This window comes from Cryobacterium luteum, from assembly GCF_900110125.1.
GTDB lineage: Bacteria > Actinomycetota > Actinomycetes > Actinomycetales > Microbacteriaceae > Cryobacterium > Cryobacterium luteum.
In genome coordinates, this window is record NZ_FOCN01000001.1 from 303,828 (window position 1) to 328,023 (window position 24,196).

The window sequence follows — 24,196 nt, forward strand, 5'->3', positions numbered from 1 at the left end:
TCCTTATTGCAACAGGTCGTTGGTGCGGATGATCATGATGTCGGCGGGGTACTCGAATTTCACGGCTGTGGTACGAGCCATCTGGGTTCCACCGTCGAAGATGGTTAGGTTGACGGTTCGGCCCAGAAATACTGAGTAGTCGGCGATGGCCGTGATGGTGTTTTCTCGAGCACGGCGCTGGAACGCAGCAACAAAAGCTGCCGCCTGGCCGGGTCCCGGATACGGGCTCTCATAAGTTTCCGTAAACACCCGTGCGGGGTAGGCATTGAGGGTATGGACATCGTATTGAGTGCGATTGACGCCGACAGAATCAGTCCACCGGTACGTGAGCACTGCCGCCGTGTACCAGTCCGCGTCACGGCTGATGTCATCCGCGATGTCTTGCACGTTCACACTGGTGTCCAGAGCGTACGGCGGTTCCCAGACAGGTCGCCGGTCCTGCAAATGCCAGCGACTTTGACCGTCGGCCCATAATGACAACCCAGCGGCTTTGACCTGAGAATAGAGATATTCGAAGGAGGTAATTCCCGGCTGCCAGACCTTTAGGTCAGGGTGCAGCATTGTGTCCCTGGCTGGGCTGCTCATGTCGTCAATCTCGGTCCCTATGCGGTTCAAGACATAGTTGACCACCTCCCACAAGTACGTGAACGGCGGCGTCCATGGGGTGGCTGAGATATGTGCATCATCCTGCAGCAGTGTCTCTTGACTGGCGAGCTCAATAGTTACTTCGCCGTCGGCGTAGTTGATTCTCCGCCGACGTAACGACAGCCGACTGTGTAGCTGCGTCGGCGGCTCATAGGCTCCGCCTGATTCGTCATAGGAGTGGTAGCGAGCCTGGGTCAAGGCGTTGGCGACCTCGCCCGTGTGCATGGTACTCAAATATTCGGACAACTGACCGACCAGCTCCGCCGTCAGGCTAGCCGCCGTGTCCCGTGCTCCATAATGCTGATCTATCTGTACTTCAACGGTACGGCCTGGCAGGGGGTCCAGCGCTGTGAGGAGCGCTCGGTCCGTTAGGGCACACACCAGTGTTGCCTGTACCGATGGCGCCCACGCTTCGTCATTGCCCAGCGTGGCCGACTTGATGTCTAGCTGCAAGAATGGAGCTACGAGCCAGGCGAAAGCGGTGATGGTGCTGGGGCGTTGCGGCGCCATTACGCTACCTCCTGAAATGGGACGGATACGATGCATCGTCGACGGGTGTCGTCCAGCGTGATATCGGTTGTATCCGTGGTGATGTAGCGCATACCGGCGGCGGGGAGGTCCGTGTCAGTGAACGTGAAAATACCGGCCGTTTTGTGTGCCAGCTCGCACGCGTGAGCGGTCGCGAAGTCCAAGAAAAACAGTTCCAGGACACCCGTCAACCGACCGGCCGGGCGTAACGTGACGGCCGGGTCCGGGCTGTCGAGCAGCTCGTGGACGACGTTTCGACTGCGCCGGCTGGCCGCATAGCCCAGGACCAGCTGCGGCACGATGGTGCCCCCGTCATAGCTAATCGTGCTCGTCATCAGATGACCGGCCTTCCGGCCCGGTCGACGACGGTCGCGACGACCTTCACCGACCGGGCCTTGTCGATCAGCCTGTCCAGCGCCCGCTCGGCGGCAGCTACGTCGGCCTGCGCGGTGATCTTGGCCGTGTAGGTCTTGGCCGCTGCGGCCTTCAGGTCGGCCTCGGCGGTGGTCGTTTCGGCCTTGGCCGTCACCTTCGTGCCGCGCTCCTTGTCCTCCGTCGCCTTCAGCTTCTGCTCGGCCTCGGTCAGTTCGGGCTTTACTTCGACCGACACGGAGAGGTCGGTCGCGAGGGTGCCGTCGATCGCCGCGTTACCGGCGTTGGCGGCGGCGGTGAACTTGGTGTTGAAGTCGGTGATCATCGCGTCGCCGCCGGAGAGGATCGACGCGAGCATGGGCGCGAAGTCGATGCCCTGGTCGACGAGGTATTGGTAGGCCTCGGGGCTGAGCCGATCCTGCGCGGTCTGGAGGTTCGCGGCATACCCGATCGCGGCATCCATTCGCACCTGGATGCTCGCGAGGTAACCGGCTGGGTCGATCGCTTTCTCTTCAGTCGCGGCGAAGTCTTCCCAGCTCCCAGCAGCGTCGTCGATGCCGGACTGGATATCGTCTATCAAGTCGTTTTTCAGCTGGAGTTCGGGGCCTCCGACCGCTGCCCAATCGGCTTCTTGTTGACGGGCTTCCTCCGTGGCCTTGGCAACCTTTTCGAGTGAAGTCTTCTGCTCCTCGAGAGCGGTGACCTTGGCCGCGGCATTGAGGTCGTACTGGTTGTACTGGGTGACGTTCTCTCGATAGTGGTCATTCTCTTCATCGATCAGATCCTGCACAGCTGCGATCTGGTCTTCGATGTTGGCCGTTCCGCCGGCGTAGGACTGAGCGAGATCTTTGAACGGGATATCGAGCTTCTCGGCCTGCGCGCGGATCTTCGACAGGCTGATCTCGCCGTCATCTGACTCGGTGGCAAGGTCCTTGAGCCTGTCGGCGATATACCCGATGGATGCTCCACCGCTGGTGCCCGTATCGATCAGGTCGGTAGCGAGGTCCTTGACGCTCTGCCGGAATTCTTCGTTGTCGACGTTCGCCTGGTCGAGGGCGGTCATGATCAGTCCGATGCCGATTGCGCCGGCGGCGCCAGCCGCTGCGCCGATCGGGCCGAGGCTGGACACGACGCCGCCGAGGGTGCCCTGGATGGCATCCCCGAAGCTCGACGCCGAGCCGTCGAAAGACGAGAACGTTTCGGCGGCATTCTGCTTGGCTTCGTTGCCCAGCTCCTGCAGGTCGCGTTTGGCGGCGCTCGTGCCGTCGGTCATGTTGCGCTTGAGCGCTCCGCTGCCGTCCGACGAGGCCCGGGCCATGGATTTGCCTAGCTCTGTTTGTTCCTTGGCGAGGTCTTCCGTCTCCCGCTGCGCGCCCTCCATGGCCTTTTCGAGCTTGTCTCCGGCTTTGTCGCCGTCGCGGGCTACGTCGTCGAGGGTGTCGGAGGCGTCTTCGAGGGGCTTGATGACGCCGGTCTTGACGCCCTTGGAGAATTCGCGGGTGTCGGAGGCTACTCCGATGCTGATGCCCTTGGCCATGCGTTATCTCTTCTCAATCAGTTCGTAGAACGTGCGGACGGTGGTCTGTACCCAGAGGGCGGCGATCCGTGGTATGACTTCGGCGACGGCAGGGAACACGACGTAGCCGGTCGCCTTGCGGGGGCGGAGCTGATGCTGGGTGCGGCGGGTGACGTTGAACTGCTTGCCCTTCACCGACCGGGCGGCGTAGGTCCGTTTGACGCCTTGCTCGGCTCCGAACTCGACGCCGCCGTAGCTCTCCGAGGGTTTGAGTCCCCCGGAGAGGGTCTTACCGATCGCCGCCGACTTCAGTGTCACGTTCTGGTCACTGACGGCGACACGAGCGGTGTTGGCAAGCACGCGGGCTTCGAGTCGGGTCGAGGTGTTCTCGGCCACGGCTTTCTGCCAGGCGGGCTGGATGACGGCTTTGGTCTGCTGGCGGATCTGCTTGGCGACCTCACGGTCGAAGCCCTTCATGGCGACGATGACGGCCTGCAACTCCTTCGAGTTGAAGACGCTGATGCTCGACGCCATGAGGGGCTCCTGCCGGTGTTGGTTAGGCGTAGGTGAACGAGGCGGTGGTGGTGGACTGGCCGGAGGCGTTGGTGACCTTGACGGGCTTGGACCCGGCTGCCTGTGCGGGGGCGACGGCGACCAGCAGCGAGTCGGAGATCTTGGTGAAGCTCGACGCGGTGAGGGTGCCGAAGAAGACGGCGGTCGCGCCGAGCAGGCCGGAACCGGTGATCTGGACGAGGGTGCCGCCGGCAATGGGGCCAGTGGTCGGGGTGGACGTGGCGAGGATGGGGATGCCCGAACCGGCGGCGATCTTGATGGGCTTGCCGGTGACGGGCAGCGTGACCGAGCCTTCCGCGACGGCGTTGCCCGCGCCACCGATCGGTCCCGGGGTGAGGGTAACGACGGCCTGGTAGCTGGGGCCACTGCCGCTTTTGGGCTTGAAGATCATGGTGACCTGCGAGCCCTCGTTCATGTACAGGTAGTCCGAGAGGCTGCCGACCGTTTCGTGGTCCTGTGCGTAGTTGATCCCGGCGACCCAGTCGGCCATGGGCATGTCGCTGTAGGACGCGCCGGGGCTCATCCCCTTGAACACGACCGGCGACGCGGATGGGGTCAGGGTGACCGAGGAGACCTGCTTTTCGAAGTTGTCCGCGCCGATCTGCACGAGCACGTCTTTGAGGACGATGGGGTTGGGACTGATCTGGGTCATGGCTATTCCTTCTTTGAGATGAGGGTGAGGGTGATGTCGTAGGCGAGGCGGGTGCCGTCGAGGACCTTCTCTGCGGTCGTCCAGGCGATGCCGAGGCCGTCGAGTGCGTGGATGAGGGTGTTCACCTGATCATCGAGCGCGTCTTCGGCTTTCTCGAAGTCGTCGTGCGGGGAGCTGATCGTGACCGTGAAGCCGATGTCGTGCGCGCCCTGGGGAGCGGCAGCGGTGCGCTCGATGCGGGTTTGCTTGAGCATGACCACCACGGTCGCCGGGCTGTCGAGGGTGACCTGGTACGGGACGATGCGCCACGCGAGCGGGAGCAGCGGCTTGAGGAGCTCAGCGAGCACGTGGCGGGGCGCGGCGCCCATCAGCCAACCGCCGGGACTGCGGTCACGGGGCGGATGATCTGCTTGATCATCCAGTCGAGCGGGAAGGGTCGCATGACGAAGGTGTCCTCTCCTTGACCGCCGGATGCCGGGTCGACCTTGCCGGCGTTCCAGAGGTTGCGTGCCTGCATGAGTTGTGCTCGTAGGTAGTTCAGGGGTGGGTGTGCTCCCTCGGCGAGCTTCGGGCCGTAGGCGACGACCTGCTGCCGCGCCGACCAGAGCAGCTCGTACAGCCACGAGTCGAACCCGGGGGCGTCGCGCCAGTCGTCCCGGCACGATTCGAGGGTGTGCCAGCCGTCGTCGATGTCGGCGACCAGGCGCACGGCGGGGACACGCTCGCGCGTGTCCGCCGTCGTGCTGCTGAGGGTGAGCCGGAGGGAGTAGATGCCGGCTATGGCGAACGGGCTGGTGCCGGGCCATTCGACGACGATGGTTTCCGGGCCGAGGGTACCGAGGAATCCCGGCCCGTCGACGAGGACCCCGGCGGGGTCGTAGAGCTTCACATCGACTTCGTCGAACGGGGCGAGGTCGATGGGCTCCTCACGGCGGACAGGCTCGATGACGAGGTCTTGCGCGGGGATGTCTCCGACGTAGTAGCCCATGATCGTGCCTGTCCTTCCGGGGTGTGTGGGGCGGGTGCTGCCGGTGGTTAGACGGTGGCGGCGGTGACGAGCTGGAGGCCGGCTGCATCGTTGACGACGACGCCGGCGTAGCCGAATGCGGCCTTGTCCACGCCACCTCGGGCGAGGTCGAGCGCGTCGACGCGGATCGGGACGCCGGGCAGCTCGTAGACCGTGACGGCCTCACGGGCACCGACGAGGACCTTTCCGGCGGCGATGCTCGCAGACGGTCGGATGATGAACCCTTCCAGCGATCCCTCCTCGAGGCCGAGGGCCGCGTTGAGGTAGCCGATGACGTTGGACTGGGGCATCTTCACCATCTGCTTCCAGAGCGCCGTGGCGACCAGGGCGAAGGTGGGCAGCGTGCCGGCGGTGACCAGCGCGGTCGCGCCGTCGATGATCGCCGATGCGGCCGACCCGATGGTGCCGCCGGTCGCGCCGGGCAGCGTGCTGAGCGCGTCCCCGGCGAGGGCGGTGGCACCGGCGAGAACCTTGGTGGCGACCTTGCCGTCGGCCCAGCGGGCGTAATCCTCAGTCACTGCGGCGGTGTAGGACTCGAAGAATCCCGGGACGTTGAAGTCCACGAACTCGCGGGCGATGTCGTGACCGATCGCGTACCGGTCGGCGCTGCCGGTTACCGGGGCGACGACGAGCGTGTTCGACGGCACGTTGCCCTTGTTGCCGAGCCAGTCGCCGCCGGCGGGCTTGGTGGTCCACTTGAACCCGTTCAGCGTGAGCGAGGTCAGGTTCTCGTGGGCGAACAGCGGGAGGACCTGCTGGCGGTAGTGCAGCGCCGACCAGGCCTCACCGATCCACTGCGGCTGGGTGATGGTCGGGGCGAGTCCGCCGGTGCCGTCGAACTTCACATCGGACAGCGCGGCGAACATCGACGCACCGTTGTTGGCCTGGAGGGCTTTGCGACCGGTGTCGTCGAGGGTGCCCTGGTTCGCGGCGAAGAGGAGGCCTGCCATGTCGCGGAGGGACAGCGGGCGGTCGGTGGTGGCCGTGGTGGCCGCCAGAGTGTTGGGTACGGTTGCAGCGGGCACGGCGGGGTCCTGTTCTGTGGTGGGGTCGGTGATGGTGGTGGTCGTGTCGATGGTCGTGGTCGACCCGTCGATGGTCGTGGTGGTGACGGTTTCGCGGATGCGGGTCAGCCCGTTCTCGTCGGTAAATTCCTCGGAGGTCTTCTCGACCGTCACCACCGGGCCAGACGCTGCGGCGGGTGGTGGGTCGGTGGGGAGCGTGCCGACATCGGCAGCCATGAGCGAGGCCGAGGGGAATGCGCCCTTGGCGACGAACGCCGCGCCGAACAGCTTCCCGGCGAGTAGCTGGCCCTTGCGGATGACGGTGTCGGCGACTTCGACGGACAGGTTGCGGCGGGCGGTTGGGGAGTCGGATTCGATCTCGGCGAGCAGCGCGTCACCCTCGGGGTTCTTACCAACGACGAAGCTCGCGACGAGGCCGGCGGCGGTATCGACGGCGGTCAGGAACCGGGCGACGGGGTGTTCGCGGCTGTGGTCGGTGTTGGCGGCGAGCACGGTCACGTCGGCGGGGATCGTGACGACGCCGGGGGCGACGGTGAACTTGCCGAGGTTGGTGTTGCCGACCTCGCCGTAGGGCAGCAGCAGCCCGGAGACGATGCGGTCTTGCCGGTTGGCGGTGAGCGTCCCGGCCTCGATCTGAGCGGTTGTCATGGTGTTAGTCCTCCTGGATGGGGCCGGTGGCGGTGGGCAGGTTGTAGGCCTCGTACTTGTCGAAGCGGGAGCGCTGGCCGCGCGGGAGCACGTCGTCCATGGACAGGCGTGCCTCGATGGGGTCAGTCCAGAACGGCAGGTCGAACTCGTAGAAGCTGTTCTTCTCGCCCTGCGTGGTGGAGTACGTCAGCGAGTCGACACCGGCGGTGCCGTCGAGCATCGACGCGCGTACGTTTAGGAATGAGCCGACATCGGTGCGGACAGCGTTGCGGCCCTCGACCATCAGGTCGGCACTGACCTCGCCGTGGGTGCGGATCTCTAACCCGGACGGGGTGTAACCAATCGCTCCGTTTTCGCTTCGCCGGGCGAGGCTCCACGCGTCGACGAACGCGGGGATCTCGGTGGTGTCCATTGCGTCGTCGGTCTGGTGCAGTTCGATCAGGGGGATAGGGTTGCGCGCTCGTCCGACCCATGCGGCCTCTTGGTCGCGGGCACCCTTCAGGGTGCGGTTAGCGATGTTCAGCAGGCCCTCGAACGGGAAGTTGAAGAAGATCACGTCGGCGGCGTCGACCGGCTGGTCGTGCACGAGGATGCCGCCGTCGACGATCTTCCAGTCGCTCATCGGGCAGTACGCCGCGTGGAGGATTGGGCGGCGTCCGCTGGAGTCGGGAGCGCCGCGCTCGACAAGCCACAGCGCGTAGCCGTAGAAGATCCCGTCGTCGACGGTCCAGACCATCCGCTCGTAGGGGGTGACGTTGCCGTTCGTGCGGAACATCCATGACGGCTGCACGGCGACGAGCCCGGCGGTGTCGAGGGCTCGGAGCGGGAACTTGGCAATGGTCGACACGAGCAGGTTGCGGGCCTTCGACACGGCGGGGATGGTGATTGCCTCGGCGCGGCTGAGCGGGAGCGAATCGATCAGCTCCGCACCGTAGATGTCGGAGAGCACGACCTGTGTCAGGCTGTGCTCTCCGCTCGCCCAGGGGGACGTGACGCCGAGATCAATCGACGACGCGAGAAAGTCAGACGCGCGCTTTCCGACTCCGAGTCGATCCAAGATTCCCATGTAGAGAATGCTCCGGACTCCGTGGGGCATTGATGGAATCGGCGGCGTGTCGCTCCTCACGCAGACGCCGGTTTTTGGCGACTTGACGGCGGAATTCCCAGTCGTCGGGGTGCACGTTTTCCTCGTGCTTTTCGCCGGCGCGTTCGCCTTCCTCGCGGTCCCAGGCGAAGGCGCGCCAGTGGCCGCACTCGTCGCAGTAGACGACGACGGAGACGGGTGATGGATCGAGTCTGATAGTCATGCGGTGTTCCCCTACTTGCCCATGATCGGTGTGGTGCTGCTGGCTTTGCCGGCAAAGTGTTGGTCCCAGTTGCGCAGCGCCCGTGTCGCTGCGTCGAGGGTGGTGATGTCGGGTAAGACCGTGGACTCGCCGGAGCGTTTCGGTGTCCACAGCCACACGCCCTGGTCTCCGCGCACTTCACGCTTCGCGGCGTTGTCGACGGCGGCGTTCAGGCCGGGGTCATCGAAGTGAATGAGGTTGTTACGTTCGAGCTCGCGGAGGATCTGCACGCATCCGGCGGCAATCTCGCGGTACGTCTGCACCCGGAGGCGCGGGCGCGGCGTGAGGAGCTGCATTTCGGTGGCGGTGGCTTTGCCCTCGCCGATGTCGTCGTAGGCGATGGTGCTGCCGCGGTACTTGCGCGTGAGCTCCTGCGCACGGATCGGCATCCAGTCCGTGCCGGATCGGTGCTCGATGATCTCGACGTAGGCCTTGCCCCGGGAGTTGCGCCATGCAGCGGCCAGGCATGCGACACCGCCGCCGGGCTTGATCGCCATGCCGAACGCGACGCGTGCCGGGATGGGCACGTGTCGGCCAGCGGTGGCGTTGGCCCAGAGGGTCGGGTCGATCGCCCGGGTGCCGAAGGTCTCCGGCCAGAGGCTGAGGTATTCGCGGGCCCACTGCGGTTTCGGCAGGGCCCGCCAGTTCTTCCGCATCTTCTCCAGCGTGGTCAGGGTGCCGATGCCGGGGTGGTGCTGCTTGAGCAGCTCCATGGCCTGGTCTTCGTCTTCGATGACTTCCCACGATGTGTCCTCCGGGGCGCAGTAGTCGACGCCGCCGATATCGGGGGACGCGTTGCGGAGGCGGTCGAGGATGTCCCAGAGCACACCGACACGAGCCTCTCCGGCGGTGCCGCTGATCACGATTGCGGAATCCATTTTCGTGTCCTGGAGCGGGACGATCCCGGCGAGTAGCTCGGCGCCCTCGGCGGGGTCGATCTCCTGCGCCTCGTCGAGCCAGGACACGTCGGCGGCTTCACCACGGTAGGCGTCGGCCTCGGGCTTGAGCACGAGAAACGACGAGCCGTTGTCGAAGTAGATTCCCTTCCCGACTTCGCCGCGCATGATGCGGAACCCTCGACCCTGCGGGGTGGCAGAGGCGGGCAGCACGTCCTCACCGAACAGGGCCACGGCGCGCTGTGCTGCCTTGGTGGGGGCGCGGGGACGGCCTCGCATCCACGGCGGCAGGTTGGCATCGTCGATGGGGTTGACCGCGTCGAGGATGCCCGCCCACTCCCGGAGCCGACGACTGCCGGCGGTGCCGCTCTGCGCTGAGAACGTGACCTGGTAGCCCGGGCGGGACTTCATCCGACCGAGCAGCCACGCGAAAATCGTGGTGGTCTTGGAGGCGCGCCGCATGATCTCGACGACGTAGCTGTCGTAGGGCATGTTCAGCGCGTCGGCGATCCACAGTTGCTGCGGTTGGATCGGATGCCGCGCCGGCGTCATGGCCTTGAGCCGCGCGAGCTCGTCGAGATCGTCGAGATCTACGAGCTCCAAGCCAAGCAGCCGAGCACCCTCGAGGAACTCAATTCGAAGCTCGGCCGAGTCCGAGAACCCTCCGTCGTAGTTCGGGTGAATCCCCCGGTCACGTACCGTTTCCCACAAGTAGAGAGAGAAATCCTTGCTGCCCTCAGGCGGAGGTATGGACGATCTGTCAAAAGACTCGATCGACGGCGCGACGATGGTCATCGGACGCTCCGAGTGCCGACGCGACCGCCACAGATGCACTCGTGCTCGTCGACGTGATCGACCGCGAGGTAGCAGCGGCATCGGCTCGACCAGTGCTGATCGCGGGGGAACCGGAGGGCGCACACCTCGGCTACCATGCGCGGCGTCCGAGCGCGGTGCGCTTGGCTACGTTGGTGACTGCGGCGCCCATCTTGCCACCGGCCCGGAGGTTGCACTTGGCATGGGCGGGGCCGGTGTTGGCCGGCGTCGTGCGTCCACCCTGACTCGCAGGTTGGATGTGCGCCACGTGCCACGCCTGGCCACGCTCGACCAGGTGGCCACAGCCCTCGACGCACGGCATCGGCAACCGCGCCTCGATGCTGGCCCGGATCTTCGGGCTCGCGGTGGTGTGCTTCGTGCGGCGGTGGTGCTGGCTCATGACTGAGCCATGGTGACTACTCGGGCAGGAAGATCCTGTCGAACTCGTCTTGACTCATCGACTCCAAGTTCTCGAGACATTTGTCGAGCACGTCGCCCGACTCCAACACCGGCGCCACGTCGACCCCACGCATCGTCAACTCGGTAATCATGTACGTGACGCAGTCGTCGACCGTGGCGTGAGCGGGTGCGCAGGCCGTCAACGAGGCGAGCACGAGCAGCGGCAAGGCGAGCACGAGCACTCGGGGATGTTTCATACCACGAGACTATCGCCCAGCCAATCCACAGGATGACCGCGACCGGCACAGCGAACCAGACCGGCAGCGTGTCGACGGGCATCATGAGCTGCGCCGAGCTGCTCGTGATTCGTGGACCTGGTCCATGGCTCGTTCGGCGCTGAAGGTGCGCCAGAAGATCCCGTGGCTGATGCGCTGCCCGATGCTCAGCGGCTGGCGTTTGACCAGGGCGTGCAGTATCCCGGCGCGCCCGATCGCCAGCGGCCACTCGACGGCGAGGAACGCCCCGATGGTCGACCAGGTCTCGACGCGTTTGGTCAGCATGTTGGCTCCATCGTCGGCGCGGCCTGCTCGTTTGCGAACGCGAGGGCTGCGGCGTGAGTGGGGAAGAATGCGCCGACCTCGGTCGTGACGCACGTGGCGTACCATCCAAGCCCGTAGCCGATCCCTCGGGCCGCTCCAGCCCGCTCGACGCGCCAGCGTTGACCTGACGCTCTCGGGAACGGGGCGGGGGTCGGTGTCGTGGGCACTGTGTGGCTCCTGTCCTTGGCCGCTTTGGCTTTTGGTATCTGAATGTGGATCATGCAGCTCATGCGGTCTCCTGATAGCTGGGTGGGCGTTTGCCGCAGACGGCGCAGCATGAGCCGTCCGCGACGAGGTCGTGAAGGTGGCCGAGGCGTCCGCAGCCGACCCAGTAGGGTCTCGGCGCGGCAGACGCGGCAGCGTCCCGGAGGGAGTCGCCGGAGGCGTCCGTGTTGCTCTCGTGCGCTTGCGCACGTTCAGGAACTAGAGCTGTTTTCTTAAGTGTGGTTAAGTTAGTTCTCTTAGTTCCTAGGTGAACCTCAGTTGTCACCCCGTTTGTCACCCCGTGAGTACCTGTGGAAAACTCTGTCACCCCGTGGAAATCGCTCCATTCGTTGAGCGCGTCGGGGTTCGGAACGTCCTCGCCGTCTTCGGGCAGGGGTAGCTCTGGCTGCCCGAACTCGCGGGCGTATCCAAAGTTCAGGTCGTAGACCGTAGGGCGGCGGTCTGCCCTGATGTGGGCCAAGATGCGTTGGTCGCCCTTGTGGATGAGTTCGGCGGTCTCAAGCTCGCGGAGGGCCCGCATGATGCTGCGGCGGTCCACCCCGAGTTCGGTGGCGACCTCCCAGCTGTTGCGGTAGGCGGCGGTGCCGTCCTGGGCTGCGACGTTGGCCAGCTTAAGCAGCATGCGGATGGCGAGCGGTTTGGCCACGTCGTACGCGAGGGAGTCCATCCACGCGGAGGCTTGCCAGCTCATGAGGCAAGCAATTCATCGATGCTGAAGTCAAGGCACTCCGAGAGCGCGTGGAGGGTAGTAACCTTTGGCAGCGCATCGAAGTTTTCGAGACGCACCATGGTGTTGACGGAGACGCCGGCGTAGGCGGCGACCTCTGATCGCGTGAGGCAGCGTGCTTCTCGCGCTTTTCGTATTTTCGCGCCGGGGCTCGTTTTTGGCATATCGCAATTAGAACACAGACGCACCCACTTGCGCTTGCACGGTCTCGTCACATATCATTTCTGGCATGTCGCAAAAAACATCAGTTCACATCTGGATGCCCAACGGGCGCAACCTTTGCGACAGGCACGACAGATCGACCGCGACACCTGTCGAGGATGCCAAGCTGCCGCTGTGCGGGTCATGCGTGATCGTTGCGGAGACCCTGTACCGTCATGCGCTCCGGCTCTTTGAGCGCCACGAGGCACCCGCCATCGATCCATTCGCGGCCACCGAGTTACTTCGTACCACGGGATGGACGAGGAGCTTCAACCTAGACGAGCTCCTGGAAAATCTTGCGAAGGCTTCATATTCGTACCCGACAGTTGAAACTGGAGAAGCATTATGACAATCACAATGAACCGAACCGTAACCTGGGGGGACGCGCTCGTCGTGGCCGCATTCCACTCCCCCGGTGGCCTCAAGTCGGCCGTGACCGCTATCGCACGCGAGGTGGGCCCACACATTGGGAACCGAAACACGTTCGCAAAGCTGCTGCGGGTCACGAGCCCGACAGACCTCTCGGAGAAAGACCGCTGGAGGGCATGGCTCCTGTTGGCTGCATTTGGTGAGGATCCCCGCGACTGGGGGATCCTCGACCAGGTCGTACCGACCTCGATTGACCGGCCTGCCTTGCTGGAACGTCTTACTGTGCGCCCGAAGGGATTCGAACCCCCAACCTTCTGATCCGTAGTCAGATGCTCTATCCGTTGAGCTACGAGCGCATGTCAATCCCGCGAACTGTAACGCCCGGAGACAACTTGAAAACTATACCAGCTATCGGAGGCCCTTCGCGCCCCAGCCCTGCTCGATCGCGCCGACGCCGTCAAAATCAACCCCTGTTATCGCTTGCAGTCGGATGATTTACTAACCAGATGAATGCGACGAGTGGTGCCGAACGAGAATCCTACGACTACTCCGGCCTGCGCGCCGTCTTCATCAACTGCACCCTCAAACGCAGTCCTGAGATCAGCAACACCCAGGGAATCGTTGATCTCAGCGCCCGGATCATGCGGGAACAGGGAGTGCAAGTCGAGCTCATTCGCGCCATCGACCACGACATCGCCACCGGGGTCTACCCCGACATGACCGAACACGGCTGGTCAACGGATGCCTGGCCGTCGCTGTTCACGACGGTGCAGGCCGCCGATATCCTCGTGTTGGCCGGACCGATCTGGCTCGGCGACAACGGCTCGGTGACCAAACGCATCGTGGAACGCCTCTACGCCCACTCGGGTGAATTCAACGACAAGGGCCAATACATCTTCTACGGCAAGGTCGGCGGGGCCATCATCACCGGCAACGAAGACGGCGTGAAGCACTGCACATCAAACCTGCTCTACAGCCTGCAACACATCGGCTATTCGATTCCACCCGCCGCCGATTCCGGCTGGATCGGCGAAATCGGACCTGGCCCGAGTTACCTCGACGAGGGGTCGGGCGGCCCACAGAACGACTTCACCAATCGCAATACGACCTTCATGAGCTGGAATCTCATGCACCTCGCCTCGATCCTGAAGAAGAACGGGGGCATTCCGGCCTTTGGCAACCTGCGCCAGGACTGGGACCGCGGCGAACACTTCGGGTTTGAGCCGAACCCGGAATATCGGTAGCAATCCGGAGCTCGATTCGACAGATCGGGGAACCCAGTGGTACTCCAAACACTTTCGTCCGAGTCTTCCTTCGCGCCGCCCTTGCCCGCGCCGGGCGCACTCGACGTGCGCGTCACCGGCGCCTGGCCACGCCGGTCATGGTGTTCGTGCACGGTGGCGGCTACAGCACCGGGTCAGCCCAGGATTTTCCGGGACAGGGCGAAGGGTTCGTGAGCAGCGGCCGGGTGGTCTACGTGAGCTTCACCTATCGGCTGGGCGCCCTCGGCTACCTCGACTTCAGCCGGTATTCCACGCCCACCCGCCCGATCGAGAACAATTTGGGGCTGCGTGATCAGGTGGCCGCTCTCCAGTGGGTGCGGGCAAACATCCGCTCTTTTGGCGGCAACCCGCACAACGTGACCGTGTTCGGCGAATCGGCCGGCGGCAACGCGATCATCACCCTCATGGCAACACCCGCCACACAGGGATTGTTCGCCCGGGCGATCGCGCAGAGCCCGCCAAGCAACGCCGCCTACACGAGTGCGCTCACCGACGAATGGGCTGAACATTTTCTCAGCGTGCCGGGCGGTGATGGCGACCCCATCGAACTGCTGGCGACCGCCGAGGTCAGCGCCCTGACCCGGGCGGCGCTTGCCCTGCAGGTGCGCACCCCCGACGCGAATCCGGGCACGTTCTGCCTGGCGCCGGTCATTGACGGAATCATGCTTCCGGAGCATCCGCTCGAGGCCTTTCGCGGCGGTCGAGCACACCGCGAACCGCTGATCATCGGCACCTACGATCGAGAGGGCGCAACGGTTTCTGTCGCGACTGTGACCTCTAGCATGGGGTGATGGTCATCGCCCGTTCCCGCCGCGCTGCTGGCCGGGGCAGCTATCTCGCCATCGCCGTCTTCGCCGGGGTCTACCTGGCCGTCGCCGCGTATTGGCCTCAGCCGCCCTGGGCGCTCTGGGCCCTCGGACTGTACCTGGTCGCCAGCCTGATCTGTTCCGGGCTGTATGCCACGGACAAGCGGCGGGCGAGGAACGGCAGCTGGCGGGTGCCGGAACGTACCCTGCTGTTCTGGGGCTTCCTCGGCGGCTGGCCTGGTGCGATCGTGGCCCAGCAGGTGTTGCGCCACAAGACGCAGAAGACGAGCTTTCGCACGGCGTTCTGGATCACGGTCGTGCTCAACGTGGGGCTTTTCGTCGCCCTGAGCTCACCCGCGGTCGATCGAGTGACGACTCGCGCGGTGCAGGCGTTGTTCACGCTCTAAAATCGGTTTTTCGCCCTGTTGTCGCGCCGTCACCGTATCCGAATCAGTCGCGGGGTAGATACTTCGGGTTTCGAGGCGCCGTTTCTGTCCCGGCATGACGTCACTGAGATAGACCCGCGGCAGAATCTTCGCAATCGCGAGCGCCGCGTACATCACCGTGTTGATGGCGACGAACGTCGCAAGGATGGCGAAGAAGTCGGATTGCAGCACCGATCCCGGCAGCAGAATACCCAGGGGTGGCAACATCAGACTGGTCATGTGATTACGACCGGTCGCTCGGTGATCGGCTGCATCACGTGCCCCCAGCTGCCTTGCCGTCCCAGCGTGATATCGATGATTCCCTTAATGTAGACGGCGTTGAGGTACATGTCGAAGAGCAGTTCCGGAATCACGGTGACGGCAAGCACGCGGGCGGCCCACCCGCCCTTCCAGACGGACACGACACGTTCAACAGTGAAGACGGTTCCGATGCCCAGCCAGAAGGGAAACCACACCCAGCCATCCACCGACAGCAGCGTCAGAACGATGAGAAGCAGAAAGGCCGAGAGGGCGATCACGCTGTACCCGATGCCGAGCTGCTGGGCCCAATACCGCAGGGTGGACGGCGTGATGCCGTAAGCGCCGATGTTCTCCAAAGCACCGCGCTGCCAGCGCAGGCGCTGCACCCACAGGCTGCGCAGTGTGGGCATGACCTCGGTCACCACCGTGCACTCCGACGGCGAGATAATGAGCGCCCCGAGCGATTTCAACGCAATCGTCAGCTCGTTGTCTTCGGTGAGCGCCTGAGTATCGTACACATCACCGTTGTGGCCGGGGAGCGCCGAGCCTCGATTGCTCGCGACCGCCCGCAGCGCACGGGACCTGAACATGGATGCCGTTCCCGTCAGCACGAAGACCATTCCGCGACGGCGCTTGATCTGAGCGGAGTAGCGCACGTACTCGTTGCGCTGCATCTGACCGAGTATTCCGGAGCCCGGTTCGCCGTAAAAGAGTCCTCCAACCGCCATCAGTGCACGATCACTGGTGAAACGGGCGACGCCGGTCTCGAGAAAGCCAGCATCCAGAGTCGTGTCGGCATCGACGATCATGATGATGTCATTGTCGCCCTGGTCGGGCAGAATGCGCGCCAGAACCTGATTCAGGGCGCCCGCCTTCTTTTTGGTGTTGCCTGCCGACTCATGCACTTCGACTCCATGCTCCAGCGCCACGGCCACGGTGCCATCGGTGCAGTTGTCGGCAACGAGAATGATCCGTCCGGGTCGGTGGGACTGCGACAGGAGCGAACAGAGGGTGGCCGGTAGGGAGGCTTCCTCGTTGTGGGCGGGAATCAAGACGGTGATCGCGACCGGACCGGCAAAGACGCCTCGCGTGGCTGCCATCACGATCTTCGGAGCGAGCGGGGCCGTGCGGTAGTCCGACGACCGCCGCGATTTGTTGGTCACCCGGCGTTCGATCAGGGCAACTCCGGCAGCGAAGAAGATCGCCAGGGCAACGGCTGCCAGCAGCACTCGGGGGGCTGGTATGTCCAGGGCGTAGAGGTAGGTCCACATGCCGAGGAGCAATCCTTCGTCAACCGTGCGGCCCGCCGCGGGTTCGTCGGACGCGACGGCGACCCAGAGCAGGATCGCGGCACCAGCGGCAGTCGCGGCAACTAGAAGACCCACCGACCGGCTATATATTTTTACCCCCATAATGGGCACTGTAACGATTAGATCTGTCTTCTTGCTGTGGAGTGATTTCTTCTCGGCAAGTGGTCAGTCTGGTGACACGCCGAGTACCGATCGGGCTGCGGGCCGATGGACAGCCACAGACAATCAGCGAATTTAGTATTCGTTGAATTCGGGAGAGGTCTCAGCGTCATGCTTGGCTTTTAGAATGGCGAGGTTGATGAGGACGAACGCTTCGAGACGTTCGTCGCGGTGTTCGGCGTAATCAGGTTCGCGCTGATCAACGGCCAGTTCGATGAGCTTCGACGAGACCGCCGAGCTGACCTCCTCGCTCGCTGACCGTTGGGCACTCGCCACGATCCGCGCCACCTGGTCGTCGTCCTCGGCCACGGCGTCGAGGGCGAGCGTCAACCGTTCGTGCACCCGGAATCTGAGCGCGAACTGCTTGAGGTCGTGTCTTTGGTCGTCGGTAAAGCTCAGCCGCCACTTCATCGCTGCGAGGTCTTTGCCCAAGCGACTGACCCGTCGGGCATACTCTTCGTTCTGCCGAGCCAGCCGATGCAGCTCGCTGCGGGCGTTGTCGGCGTACCGCGCAAGATCGTAGTCGAAGTGTTCTCGCAGTGCGCCGACGATTATGTCGTTTTTCACGGCCATCCGCACGGCCGACAACGCGATGAGCAGGCCTTCATCGACCGTACGCTCGAGGTCGGGCAGCTCGGCGTTCACGTCGGGCTCACTGACGTGTGCGTGAGCGTCAGCACGACGCCGGGACCGGTTCCAAATGATTGCGCCACCACTTCCTCGTGCAGGTGACTCCTATTTTATGCTGTCCGAGAATTTACTCCCGACCGTTTTCAGGTCTGTCAGTCGGTGACGACGAACAGCCCGCGCGCGCCCTTCTCCTACGTCGGAGGCGACAACGGAAGGTCGAGCTCGAGGAGTTTTGCGGTGGGGCGACAGTTCTGCCGCCCCACCGAGAAGCTCAGGCGATCGGCGTTGGGACGCCCTCGGGTACGGCCACCGGGTGGGTCCGTTCGAGCGAGGCCCCCTCCACGTCCACGTTGGGCAGGATGCGGTCGAGCCACTTCGGCAGCCACCAGGCCGCGTCACCGAGGAGGTGCATCACGGCCGGGATGATCAGCAGCCGCACCACGAAGGCGTCGAGCAGTACGCCACCGGCCAGCCCGAACCCAATCGACTGGATCATCACCGAGTTCGAGAAGATAAAGCCGGAGAAGACCGAGGCCATGATGAGCGCGGCGGCGATGACCACCGTGCGCCCGGCGTGCACCCCCCGCTGCACCGCGAGGCGCGCCGAGGCGCCGTGCACGTACGATTCGCGCATGCCGCTCACCAGGAACAGCTGGTAATCCATCGCCAGTCCGAACAGCACGCCCACGACCAGAATGGGCAGGAAGCTGAGGATCGGCCCCGGGTCGTGAATGCCGAACACTGCCCCGAGCCAGCCCCACTGGAAGACTGCCGTGATGGCTCCAAAAGATGCGAACAGCGACAAGACAAAGCCCAGCGTCGCGGTGATCGGCACCAGGATCGAGCGGAACACGAAGATCAGAATGATCAAGGAGAGCCCCACGACAACGAGAAGGTACAGCGGGAGCGCGGCGGCGAGTTTTTCGCTCACGTCGATGTTTCCGGAGGCGTTCCCGGCGACGCCGAGAGAGGTGACACCGTCCAGGTCGAGGCCACGGAGGTCACGGACGAGCTGTTCGGTCGATTGGCTGTTCGGCCCCTCCGCCGGAATGACCTGAAAGGCCAGCAGCAGGTCATCGTCGGATGCTCCGATCGGCGCGACGGCGACGACATCGTTCTCCGCTCGCAAGGCCATGCCGATGCGCACCTGTTCAGCAAGCAGTTCGTTCTGGGTGATGGCTGTCTCGAGATCGGCCACGACGAGCAGCGGTCCGTTCACGCCGGCCCCGAATTTGTCGTCGGCGAGTTTGTAGGCGTTGTACGCGCTCGAGCCCAGCGGTTCGGAGGAGCCTGCGGGGAGTCCGAGACGCATCGAGAGGGCGGGAATGGCCACGATGAGCAGCACGACGATGCCCACGACCACCGCGACGACGGCGCGCACGGTGTTCATCGGCTTGACCGGCACCTTGGCCGTGTTGCTGGCGTGGCCGACCCGGGCGCGGGCCTTCGTCGTGAGAATCTTCGTGCCGACCAGTCCCAGCACGGCCGGCGTCAGCGTGATCGCAATGAGAATCGCGACGAAGACGCAGACGGCACCGACCGTACCCATGAGCCCGAGAAAGGGGATGCCGGTGAGGTTGAGGGCGAGCAGGGCGATGAGCACGGTGGCGCCGGCGAACACGACCGCGTTTCCGGAGGTGCCGTTCGCCAGTCCGATCGACTCCTGCAGGGGCAGACCACGGCTGAGTTGGGTGCGGTGTCGGTTGAGAATGAACAGTGAGTAGTCGATGCCGACCGCGAGTCCGAGCATCACTCCGAGGACCGGGGTGACGGAAAGCATTTCGACGGATCCGGACAGCGCGAGGGAAGCGAGCACACCGACGCCCACGCCGATCAGCGCGTTCAGCAAGGGCAATCCCGCACCGATCAGGGTACCCAGCATGACCCACAGCACGATCGCCGCAACGATCACACCGCCGATCTCGCCCGGGCCGAGGATCTCGGGAATGCTGGAGGCAATGTCGTTGGAGACTTCAGCCGTGACACCGTCGATCCCGGCGTCGTTCATCTCCGCGACAACGGCTTCCTTGGCTTCCGCGGGAACCAGGTTGAGCGATGTGTCGAATTGCACGCTCGCGACAGCCGTGGTCCCGTCGGTTGACACCTGACGGATGCCTGCGGCCAGGTCGAGCAGGTCGGCTCCCTGCTCGAGCGTGGTGCTCTGCGTTTCGAGTTCGCTGCGGTTGGCATCGAGGGTGGCCTGCTGCGCGGCGATCTCGGTCAGCCCCGCGTCGAGCTGGGCCTGCTGCGCATCGAGGGTCGGCTGCGCGGCTGCGAGTTGCCCCGCAGCCTCGGCCTGCGTGCGACTGGCATCGAGCTGCGCCTGCCCGGCCGCGGCCTGGGCCGTGGCCGCGTCGATCTGAGCCTGCCCCGCCTCGAGCTGGGCCATGGCGTCAGCTATTTTCTGGCGGCCGTCCACAACCTGCTGGGACTGATCGTCAATCTGGGCCTGGGTGTCGAATGGGTTCGTCGCCGATTTCACACTGTCAAGGTCGACGGTGCGGCTGAGGAGGTCACCGATTGCGGTTTTTTGTGCGGCGGTGAAGGTGGAGTCATCCGCTGTGGTGAAGATGACGGTGCCACGCCCACCACTGGCCGAAGGGAACTTCTCCGCGAGCTCGTCACTGACTTTCTGGGTGGCGGTGCCGGGAATACTGACGGACGAGGTGAGAGTGCCTCCGAAGACAGCGAAGGCACCGACCGCGAGACCGAGAATGACCATCCAGGCGACAATGACCGGCCAGGCTCGGCGGGCGGAGAACCGCCCGAGACGGTAGAGAAGGGAAGCCATAGTTCTCAGATACTTTCTGCGTGTCGGGTGTGGTCGGGTGACCGGGGTGGCACCTCGCGTTGCGTCATCGGGAACCGAGGGTGGTGCATCGAAGGGAGCCAGCTCAGCTGGGCGGTGCGTAGCCGGTGCGGATGGTGGTGATGAGGCGGTCGAGGAGCTCGTTCCAGACTGTGCGCGAGGACGCGTCGAGCGCCCCGCCGGTGCGGGCCAGCCAATGGCCAGACACCACGGCGATGCCGTTCATCACCGAACTCACGAGGACAGCGACCTCAAATTCGTCGATTGCGCTCGTGCGTTGGGCGATTTCTGTCGAAAGCTGTTCGGTCGTGCGGGTGAAGACGTCGCCGATGCTGTGCTGAGAGCGACCATTCTCGCCCTCGACGGTGAGCACGCCGGCGAGGTAGGCCACCACGGGCGGTAGGTCGATGTTGCGCAGCACGGCCGTGAGCTCATCGAACAGTCCGTTACGACTACCGTCTCCAGCCGGAGTGGTTGCCGTCGCCGCGCGGAATTCGTCGACTGTGGCGCTGAGCAACTGAGTGCAGGTGGTCATGATCACGTCGTCGAGCGAGGAGAAGTGGTTGAAGACCGTGCGCCGGGAGACGTCGGCACGCTCAGCGAGTTCGTCGACGCTGAACTGCGGCTTGCCCCGTTCGCGGATGAGCGCGGCAGCGGCATCCAGAATGGCTTGACGGTACCGAGCCTTGAGTTCGGCCCGCCGATCGGGAGCGATATTGGGGAATGTCACGTGCCTACACTAAGTGCAACGACGCACAAAGTGCAAGAACTTCACCACTCTCTCAGACATGGCTGAAGACGACCCCCTGTCCCGGGAAACGAAAACCCCCGCAGCCCAATGACTACGGGGGAGGGCTCTTGACAGGTCAAGGAGGCGGATAGCTGCATCATTCCAACTTCGGTGCCCTGTCAAATGTGGACCAGATGGCATAAACTGCCAATGGAGGTAACTGCCGTGGCCACGAGGAATGTTGTTCTGAGTCAGCACCAGCACGAGCTCGTTGAGTCGCTGGTAAAGGCCGGGCGTTACCAAAACGCCAGCGAAGTACTGCGCGACGGACTCCGACTCCTGGAGCGCCAGGAGTTGGAGAATGCAGCCAAGGTTGCTGCCCTGCGAGATGCCGCACAGAAGGGCTGGTTGGACATCGCCACCGGGCGTTATGACGACATCGCCGACGAGAACCTCGATGATTTCATTCGAGAGCTCGGTGGTCGCGCAGCGCGGGCCAGCTCGACCGACTGATGGCGGACTACCGTCTAACTCATTCGGCGCAGGCCGATATCGTGCGGATTCTTGCGTGGTCTGAAGAGGAGTTCGGTACGGATGCGCGCAATCGCTATCAGGCGCTGATCGCCACGGCCATCCGGGACGCGGCTTCGCGTGCCGACAATGTTGGGCATATCGACCGACCAGAACTGGGGGACGGCGTTTTTTCCTGGCATCTGGCGCAGAGTCGTACCCGCTCCCCTGGCGTGGCTGTTCGACGACCGCGACACTTCCTCGTCTGTCGTTGGGACGGGGAGGTACTGGTCATTAGCCGAGTCCTTCACGACGCCATGGAACCACGCCTCCACGTCGATTACCCACAGACTTGGGATTAGCCATCGTCACGTCATTCACTTACTGCGGCTTGCGTTTCGGAACGGCCGCACGCGCCCGGCGGAGGACCTTCTCCGTGTCGATTGCCACACGGATATCAATGAGCGGGCAGACGACTTGCTCCCGGTCGACGAGGCGCGCCTCCAAGAGATGACCAGTGAGATATTCAGCCAACCGCAATTGGGTTGCGCGTTGCACAGGATCGTCGGGGAGCCAGGGGTCGCACACGAACAACGAGAGCATGAAGACCAGATCGTCGGCGTGCATCGTGCGGGCCACTGCGCCATCCTGCATGAATTGCCGTTCGGCTGCCAGAATTTCCAAATCCCCGGTCACGAGAATTCGCTCAGCCTCTGCCTCGAGGCACTCCCGCAGGCGACGCTCGACTACCTCGATGCGAGAACGGGACAGGCCGGCCTTGCCGGCCAACTCGTGGTCGAAGAATTGTCGCAGGATGGGGTCAATTGTGGATCGTTGAATTTGCATGCGCCAATAGTCCCGCGTACCACCGACAGGGCGATCCATCCCGTCGCGTTACCGACCAGACGTGGGTAGGCGATAATTCCGCGCCGCCTGTAGCTTTGCTGCGCGTATCCACGAACATGCGGAGAGCCCGGACGACGTGGGCCGGAACGTGCTCGAGCGACGTGAGACGTGAGACGTGAGACGTGAGAAAATATGGGCAGGATGTGGGCAGACGCCAAATTACCAGCGCAAATTGTGCCGCTGATCAGTGATTTCTTGTGCGGGTATTTTCACGTAATTCCTAATTCGCATTGTTGGCGCGGGACTCGGAGGTCGTGCCAGATCACTTTTCCATCACATCGCGGAATTAATTCCACGGGCGCGGCCATCCGAAGCGCCCGATGCCGGTTGTGGAAAGTCCGACGACCAGCGGGCTGCAAAACCGGACCCTAAGGCAGGCAACCCGCGGCAGCGGCCCGGCACAGCACTGGCCCTGTTTTCGATCCGCACGAGATCGACGCAGAGCTCGAAGCCCGTGACGCCCACCCATCCAGCGCCCCACCCATTCCCACGATATTGACCGGCATTTCGTGGCAGCAACGTCGAATAGGTGTTACCGACCCACACTCGTAGTGCACGCAAGGGATAATTGCATTTTGGCGCACCTATTGCCCGAGGAGAAGCGGAACTCACATGTCAACTGCGGCTGAAGCAGACCGGGCACGACTGGCCAGATTGCCTGGTCAGCCACTCTGGTTGCGCGTCCATGACGACATTCTCAACCGGATAACCTCGGGCGAATTCGCGGACACGTTCCCCGGTGAAATTCAACTAACCGCGGAATATCAGGTGAGCCGCAGTACCGTTCGACTTGCGCTGAACCCTCTGCGTCGAGTGGGGCTGGTTTCATCAAGTCGGGGTAAACGCCCGGTGGTGCACGTTAACCACGGCGATGAACATCGCTTTGGGCCGGTTTACAGCTTGTTTGCGGCAGTTGAGGCCTCTGGGATGAGGCAGCACAGCGAGTTGATCCGGTGCGAGATCCGTGTCGACGCGCGGATTGCTGACCGGCTCGACCTGCCCGGCGACGCTCCGCTGATCAATATTGAGCGCCGTCGTTTCGCTGACGACTATGTCTTTGCCGTTGACAGCGCCTGGCTGCCTGCCGATCGCGCTGCCGGCCTTCTCGACGTCGATTTCAGCAACACTGCTCTCTATCAGGAGCTGACGCTCCGGTGTGGGATCACGCTGGACGGCGGACAGGAAACCCTGACAGCGATTGCCGTTACCGCCGAACAGGCGCGAGTTCTTGACTGCCCGGTCGGCACTGCCGCTTTCTTCATTGAACGGTGTGGTCGTGCGGCGGGACGTCCGGTGGAATGGCGGGAGACTGTCGTCCGTGGCGACCGTTTCGCGGTCACCACATCATTCTCACCCCGGTGAGCTTTAGTCTTTATCGGTTCTCCGCCTTAAGGCCGTCGAGCTGAGGGCTTGCCAGGACGTACTCGTAGGGGTCCCCGGTGGGAAAAAGCCCGGTTCCGTTAGGGAGAACAGGCATCGGAATTCTTTCCTGACCGCGTTGCTGCTGGTGTCCGTCGGACCAGGTGATCGTAACGTTTCCCATCCCGACACGAAGGTAGATCGCTTTGTCAGAGGCCGATGCCGGGGTCGTGTCGCCCTCCAGAACCTGCTCCCACAGCATTCCGGAGTCCGGATCAATTGCGGTGAGCATCGTCGCCCCGTCCGGTGGACGGAAGGAGGACACGGCGAGGTTTTCTGATGACTCGTTGCTGATTGACGGTCCGGCCAGATGTCCCGAAAATTCCGCGAGAATAGCGCCAGTTCTCGGATTGTGGGCGCTCACGAATGTGTCGCCGGCGGGGTTGA

At 63.8% G+C, this 24,196-nt stretch carries 31 protein-coding genes and 1 tRNA gene; 9 read left to right on the forward strand and 23 right to left on the reverse strand.

Annotated elements, in window-relative coordinates:
• Positions 1–3 precede the first annotated feature (3 nt).
• From BMW72_RS01490 to BMW72_RS01530, 9 genes are read right to left on the reverse strand one after another with little or no spacing between them, the layout of a single operon-like run.
• Positions 4–1,155, reverse strand: coding sequence for a hypothetical protein (locus tag BMW72_RS01490; RefSeq protein WP_092106520.1), 1,152 nt, complete (start codon positions 1,153–1,155; stop codon positions 4–6).
• Entirely contained in the window at positions 1,155–1,508 is a 354-nt protein-coding gene (locus BMW72_RS01495; RefSeq protein ID WP_092106522.1) for a hypothetical protein, read from the reverse strand. The genes BMW72_RS01490 and BMW72_RS01495 overlap by 1 nt, the downstream gene beginning before the upstream one ends.
• Complete coding sequence (locus tag BMW72_RS01500) at positions 1,508–3,082, reverse strand: hypothetical protein (protein ID WP_092106524.1); 1,575 nt, start codon at positions 3,080–3,082, stop codon at positions 1,508–1,510. The genes BMW72_RS01495 and BMW72_RS01500 overlap by 1 nt, the downstream gene beginning before the upstream one ends.
• Before the next feature lie 3 nt (positions 3,083–3,085).
• Positions 3,086–3,595 (reverse strand): hypothetical protein, encoded by a 510-nt coding sequence (locus tag BMW72_RS01505; RefSeq protein WP_092106526.1) that lies wholly within the window; start codon positions 3,593–3,595, stop codon positions 3,086–3,088.
• A gap of 22 nt (positions 3,596–3,617) precedes the next feature.
• Positions 3,618–4,286 (reverse strand): IPT/TIG domain-containing protein, encoded by a 669-nt coding sequence (locus tag BMW72_RS01510; protein WP_092106528.1) that lies wholly within the window; start codon positions 4,284–4,286, stop codon positions 3,618–3,620.
• 2 nt (positions 4,287–4,288) lie between these two features.
• Complete coding sequence (locus BMW72_RS01515) at positions 4,289–4,654, reverse strand: hypothetical protein (RefSeq protein WP_092106530.1); 366 nt, start codon at positions 4,652–4,654, stop codon at positions 4,289–4,291.
• Positions 4,654–5,274: a hypothetical protein gene (locus BMW72_RS01520; RefSeq protein ID WP_092106532.1), complete on the reverse strand. Its 621-nt coding sequence runs from the start codon at positions 5,272–5,274 to the stop codon at positions 4,654–4,656. The genes BMW72_RS01515 and BMW72_RS01520 overlap by 1 nt, the downstream gene beginning before the upstream one ends.
• A gap of 47 nt (positions 5,275–5,321) precedes the next feature.
• The gene (locus BMW72_RS01525) at positions 5,322–6,986 is read right to left on the reverse strand and encodes a hypothetical protein (RefSeq protein ID WP_092106534.1); all 1,665 of its coding nucleotides are present in this window, start codon (positions 6,984–6,986) and stop codon (positions 5,322–5,324) included.
• A 4-nt stretch (positions 6,987–6,990) separates the two neighbouring features.
• A complete protein-coding gene (locus tag BMW72_RS01530; RefSeq protein ID WP_166787772.1) occupies positions 6,991–8,052 on the reverse strand; it encodes a phage portal protein in 1,062 nt (353 codons plus the stop codon).
• A 46-nt stretch (positions 8,053–8,098) separates the two neighbouring features.
• On the opposite strand from BMW72_RS01530, the gene BMW72_RS18600 reads away from it, so the two are divergent.
• Positions 8,099–8,272 (forward strand): hypothetical protein, encoded by a 174-nt coding sequence (locus BMW72_RS18600; RefSeq protein ID WP_166787773.1) that lies wholly within the window; start codon positions 8,099–8,101, stop codon positions 8,270–8,272.
• A 32-nt stretch (positions 8,273–8,304) separates the two neighbouring features.
• Here BMW72_RS18600 and BMW72_RS01535 read toward each other — a convergent pair whose 3' ends face one another.
• The 6 genes from BMW72_RS01535 to BMW72_RS01565 all read right to left on the reverse strand — a co-directional run bounded on the left by BMW72_RS01535 (position 8,305) and on the right by BMW72_RS01565 (position 12,155).
• Complete coding sequence (locus BMW72_RS01535) at positions 8,305–9,831, reverse strand: hypothetical protein (RefSeq protein ID WP_134450405.1); 1,527 nt, start codon at positions 9,829–9,831, stop codon at positions 8,305–8,307.
• A 322-nt stretch (positions 9,832–10,153) separates the two neighbouring features.
• Positions 10,154–10,441 carry an HNH endonuclease gene (locus tag BMW72_RS01540; protein WP_092106540.1) on the reverse strand — a complete coding sequence of 96 codons (288 nt, stop codon included), beginning with the start codon at positions 10,439–10,441 and terminating at the stop codon, positions 10,154–10,156.
• Positions 10,442–10,457: 16 nt separating this feature from the next.
• Positions 10,458–10,697 carry a hypothetical protein gene (locus BMW72_RS01545; RefSeq protein ID WP_134450406.1) on the reverse strand — a complete coding sequence of 80 codons (240 nt, stop codon included), beginning with the start codon at positions 10,695–10,697 and terminating at the stop codon, positions 10,458–10,460.
• A gap of 81 nt (positions 10,698–10,778) precedes the next feature.
• A complete protein-coding gene (locus BMW72_RS01550; protein ID WP_092106544.1) occupies positions 10,779–11,000 on the reverse strand; it encodes a hypothetical protein in 222 nt (73 codons plus the stop codon).
• Between the two features lie 265 nt (positions 11,001–11,265).
• Positions 11,266–11,931 carry a helix-turn-helix domain-containing protein gene (locus BMW72_RS01560; RefSeq protein ID WP_134450407.1) on the reverse strand — a complete coding sequence of 222 codons (666 nt, stop codon included), beginning with the start codon at positions 11,929–11,931 and terminating at the stop codon, positions 11,266–11,268.
• Between the two features lie 20 nt (positions 11,932–11,951).
• Positions 11,952–12,155, reverse strand: a complete 204-nt coding sequence (locus BMW72_RS01565; protein ID WP_092106550.1) for a helix-turn-helix domain-containing protein — start codon at positions 12,153–12,155, stop codon at positions 11,952–11,954.
• A 65-nt stretch (positions 12,156–12,220) separates the two neighbouring features.
• On the opposite strand from BMW72_RS01565, the gene BMW72_RS18290 reads away from it, so the two are divergent.
• Both BMW72_RS18290 and BMW72_RS01570 read left to right on the forward strand, forming a co-directional pair.
• Positions 12,221–12,541, forward strand: a complete 321-nt coding sequence (locus BMW72_RS18290) for a hypothetical protein (protein WP_134450408.1) — start codon at positions 12,221–12,223, stop codon at positions 12,539–12,541.
• A gap of 8 nt (positions 12,542–12,549) precedes the next feature.
• Positions 12,550–12,879: a hypothetical protein gene (locus BMW72_RS01570; RefSeq protein WP_134450409.1), complete on the forward strand. Its 330-nt coding sequence runs from the start codon at positions 12,550–12,552 to the stop codon at positions 12,877–12,879.
• Here BMW72_RS01570 and BMW72_RS01575 read toward each other — a convergent pair.
• Positions 12,845–12,917, reverse strand: a tRNA-Arg gene (locus BMW72_RS01575). The genes BMW72_RS01570 and BMW72_RS01575 overlap by 35 nt on opposite strands.
• A gap of 150 nt (positions 12,918–13,067) precedes the next feature.
• On the opposite strand from BMW72_RS01575, the gene BMW72_RS01580 reads away from it, so the two are divergent.
• The 3 genes from BMW72_RS01580 (at position 13,068) to BMW72_RS01590 (ending at position 15,057) form a co-directional block, all read left to right on the forward strand.
• Positions 13,068–13,805: a flavodoxin family protein gene (locus BMW72_RS01580; protein ID WP_092106554.1), complete on the forward strand. Its 738-nt coding sequence runs from the start codon at positions 13,068–13,070 to the stop codon at positions 13,803–13,805.
• A 122-nt stretch (positions 13,806–13,927) separates the two neighbouring features.
• The gene (locus tag BMW72_RS01585) at positions 13,928–14,635 is read left to right on the forward strand and encodes a carboxylesterase family protein (protein WP_277871554.1); all 708 of its coding nucleotides are present in this window, start codon (positions 13,928–13,930) and stop codon (positions 14,633–14,635) included.
• The gene (locus BMW72_RS01590) at positions 14,635–15,057 is read left to right on the forward strand and encodes a DUF1294 domain-containing protein (protein WP_092106558.1); all 423 of its coding nucleotides are present in this window, start codon (positions 14,635–14,637) and stop codon (positions 15,055–15,057) included. The genes BMW72_RS01585 and BMW72_RS01590 overlap by 1 nt, the downstream gene beginning before the upstream one ends.
• Here BMW72_RS01590 and BMW72_RS18930 read toward each other — a convergent pair.
• The 5 genes from BMW72_RS18930 to BMW72_RS01615 all read right to left on the reverse strand — a co-directional run bounded on the left by BMW72_RS18930 (position 15,001) and on the right by BMW72_RS01615 (position 20,974).
• Positions 15,001–15,315: a hypothetical protein gene (locus BMW72_RS18930; protein ID WP_198411003.1), complete on the reverse strand. Its 315-nt coding sequence runs from the start codon at positions 15,313–15,315 to the stop codon at positions 15,001–15,003. The two genes, BMW72_RS01590 and BMW72_RS18930, sit on opposite strands and share 57 nt — an antisense overlap.
• The gene (locus tag BMW72_RS01600; RefSeq protein ID WP_241983976.1) at positions 15,312–16,721 is read right to left on the reverse strand and encodes a glycosyltransferase family 2 protein; all 1,410 of its coding nucleotides are present in this window, start codon (positions 16,719–16,721) and stop codon (positions 15,312–15,314) included. The genes BMW72_RS18930 and BMW72_RS01600 overlap by 4 nt, the downstream gene beginning before the upstream one ends.
• A gap of 159 nt (positions 16,722–16,880) precedes the next feature.
• Entirely contained in the window at positions 16,881–17,450 is a 570-nt protein-coding gene (locus BMW72_RS01605) for a hypothetical protein (RefSeq protein ID WP_092106562.1), read from the reverse strand.
• Between the two features lie 256 nt (positions 17,451–17,706).
• Positions 17,707–20,226: an MMPL family transporter gene (locus tag BMW72_RS01610; protein ID WP_092106564.1), complete on the reverse strand. Its 2,520-nt coding sequence runs from the start codon at positions 20,224–20,226 to the stop codon at positions 17,707–17,709.
• Positions 20,227–20,329: 103 nt separating this feature from the next.
• Positions 20,330–20,974, reverse strand: a complete 645-nt coding sequence (locus BMW72_RS01615; RefSeq protein WP_092106566.1) for a TetR/AcrR family transcriptional regulator — start codon at positions 20,972–20,974, stop codon at positions 20,330–20,332.
• 225 nt (positions 20,975–21,199) lie between these two features.
• On the opposite strand from BMW72_RS01615, the gene BMW72_RS01620 reads away from it, so the two are divergent.
• Together BMW72_RS01620 and BMW72_RS19655 are read left to right on the forward strand one after the other, a co-directional pair.
• A complete protein-coding gene (locus tag BMW72_RS01620; protein WP_092106825.1) occupies positions 21,200–21,487 on the forward strand; it encodes a type II toxin-antitoxin system ParD family antitoxin in 288 nt (95 codons plus the stop codon).
• Positions 21,487–21,846 (forward strand): type II toxin-antitoxin system RelE/ParE family toxin, encoded by a 360-nt coding sequence (locus BMW72_RS19655; protein ID WP_092106568.1) that lies wholly within the window; start codon positions 21,487–21,489, stop codon positions 21,844–21,846. Before BMW72_RS01620 ends, BMW72_RS19655 begins: the two co-directional genes overlap by 1 nt.
• Before the next feature lie 19 nt (positions 21,847–21,865).
• Here the strand turns inward: BMW72_RS19655 and BMW72_RS01630 are convergent, their stop codons facing one another.
• Positions 21,866–22,369, reverse strand: a complete 504-nt coding sequence (locus BMW72_RS01630; protein ID WP_134450410.1) for a hypothetical protein — start codon at positions 22,367–22,369, stop codon at positions 21,866–21,868.
• A gap of 633 nt (positions 22,370–23,002) precedes the next feature.
• Between BMW72_RS01630 and BMW72_RS01635 the strand changes: the two genes are divergently transcribed.
• Complete coding sequence (locus tag BMW72_RS01635; protein ID WP_092106572.1) at positions 23,003–23,752, forward strand: GntR family transcriptional regulator; 750 nt, start codon at positions 23,003–23,005, stop codon at positions 23,750–23,752.
• A gap of 10 nt (positions 23,753–23,762) precedes the next feature.
• Here BMW72_RS01635 and BMW72_RS01640 read toward each other — a convergent pair whose 3' ends face one another.
• A complete protein-coding gene (locus BMW72_RS01640; protein ID WP_134361619.1) occupies positions 23,763–24,173 on the reverse strand; it encodes a hypothetical protein in 411 nt (136 codons plus the stop codon).
• Positions 24,174–24,196: the final 23 nt, after the last annotated feature.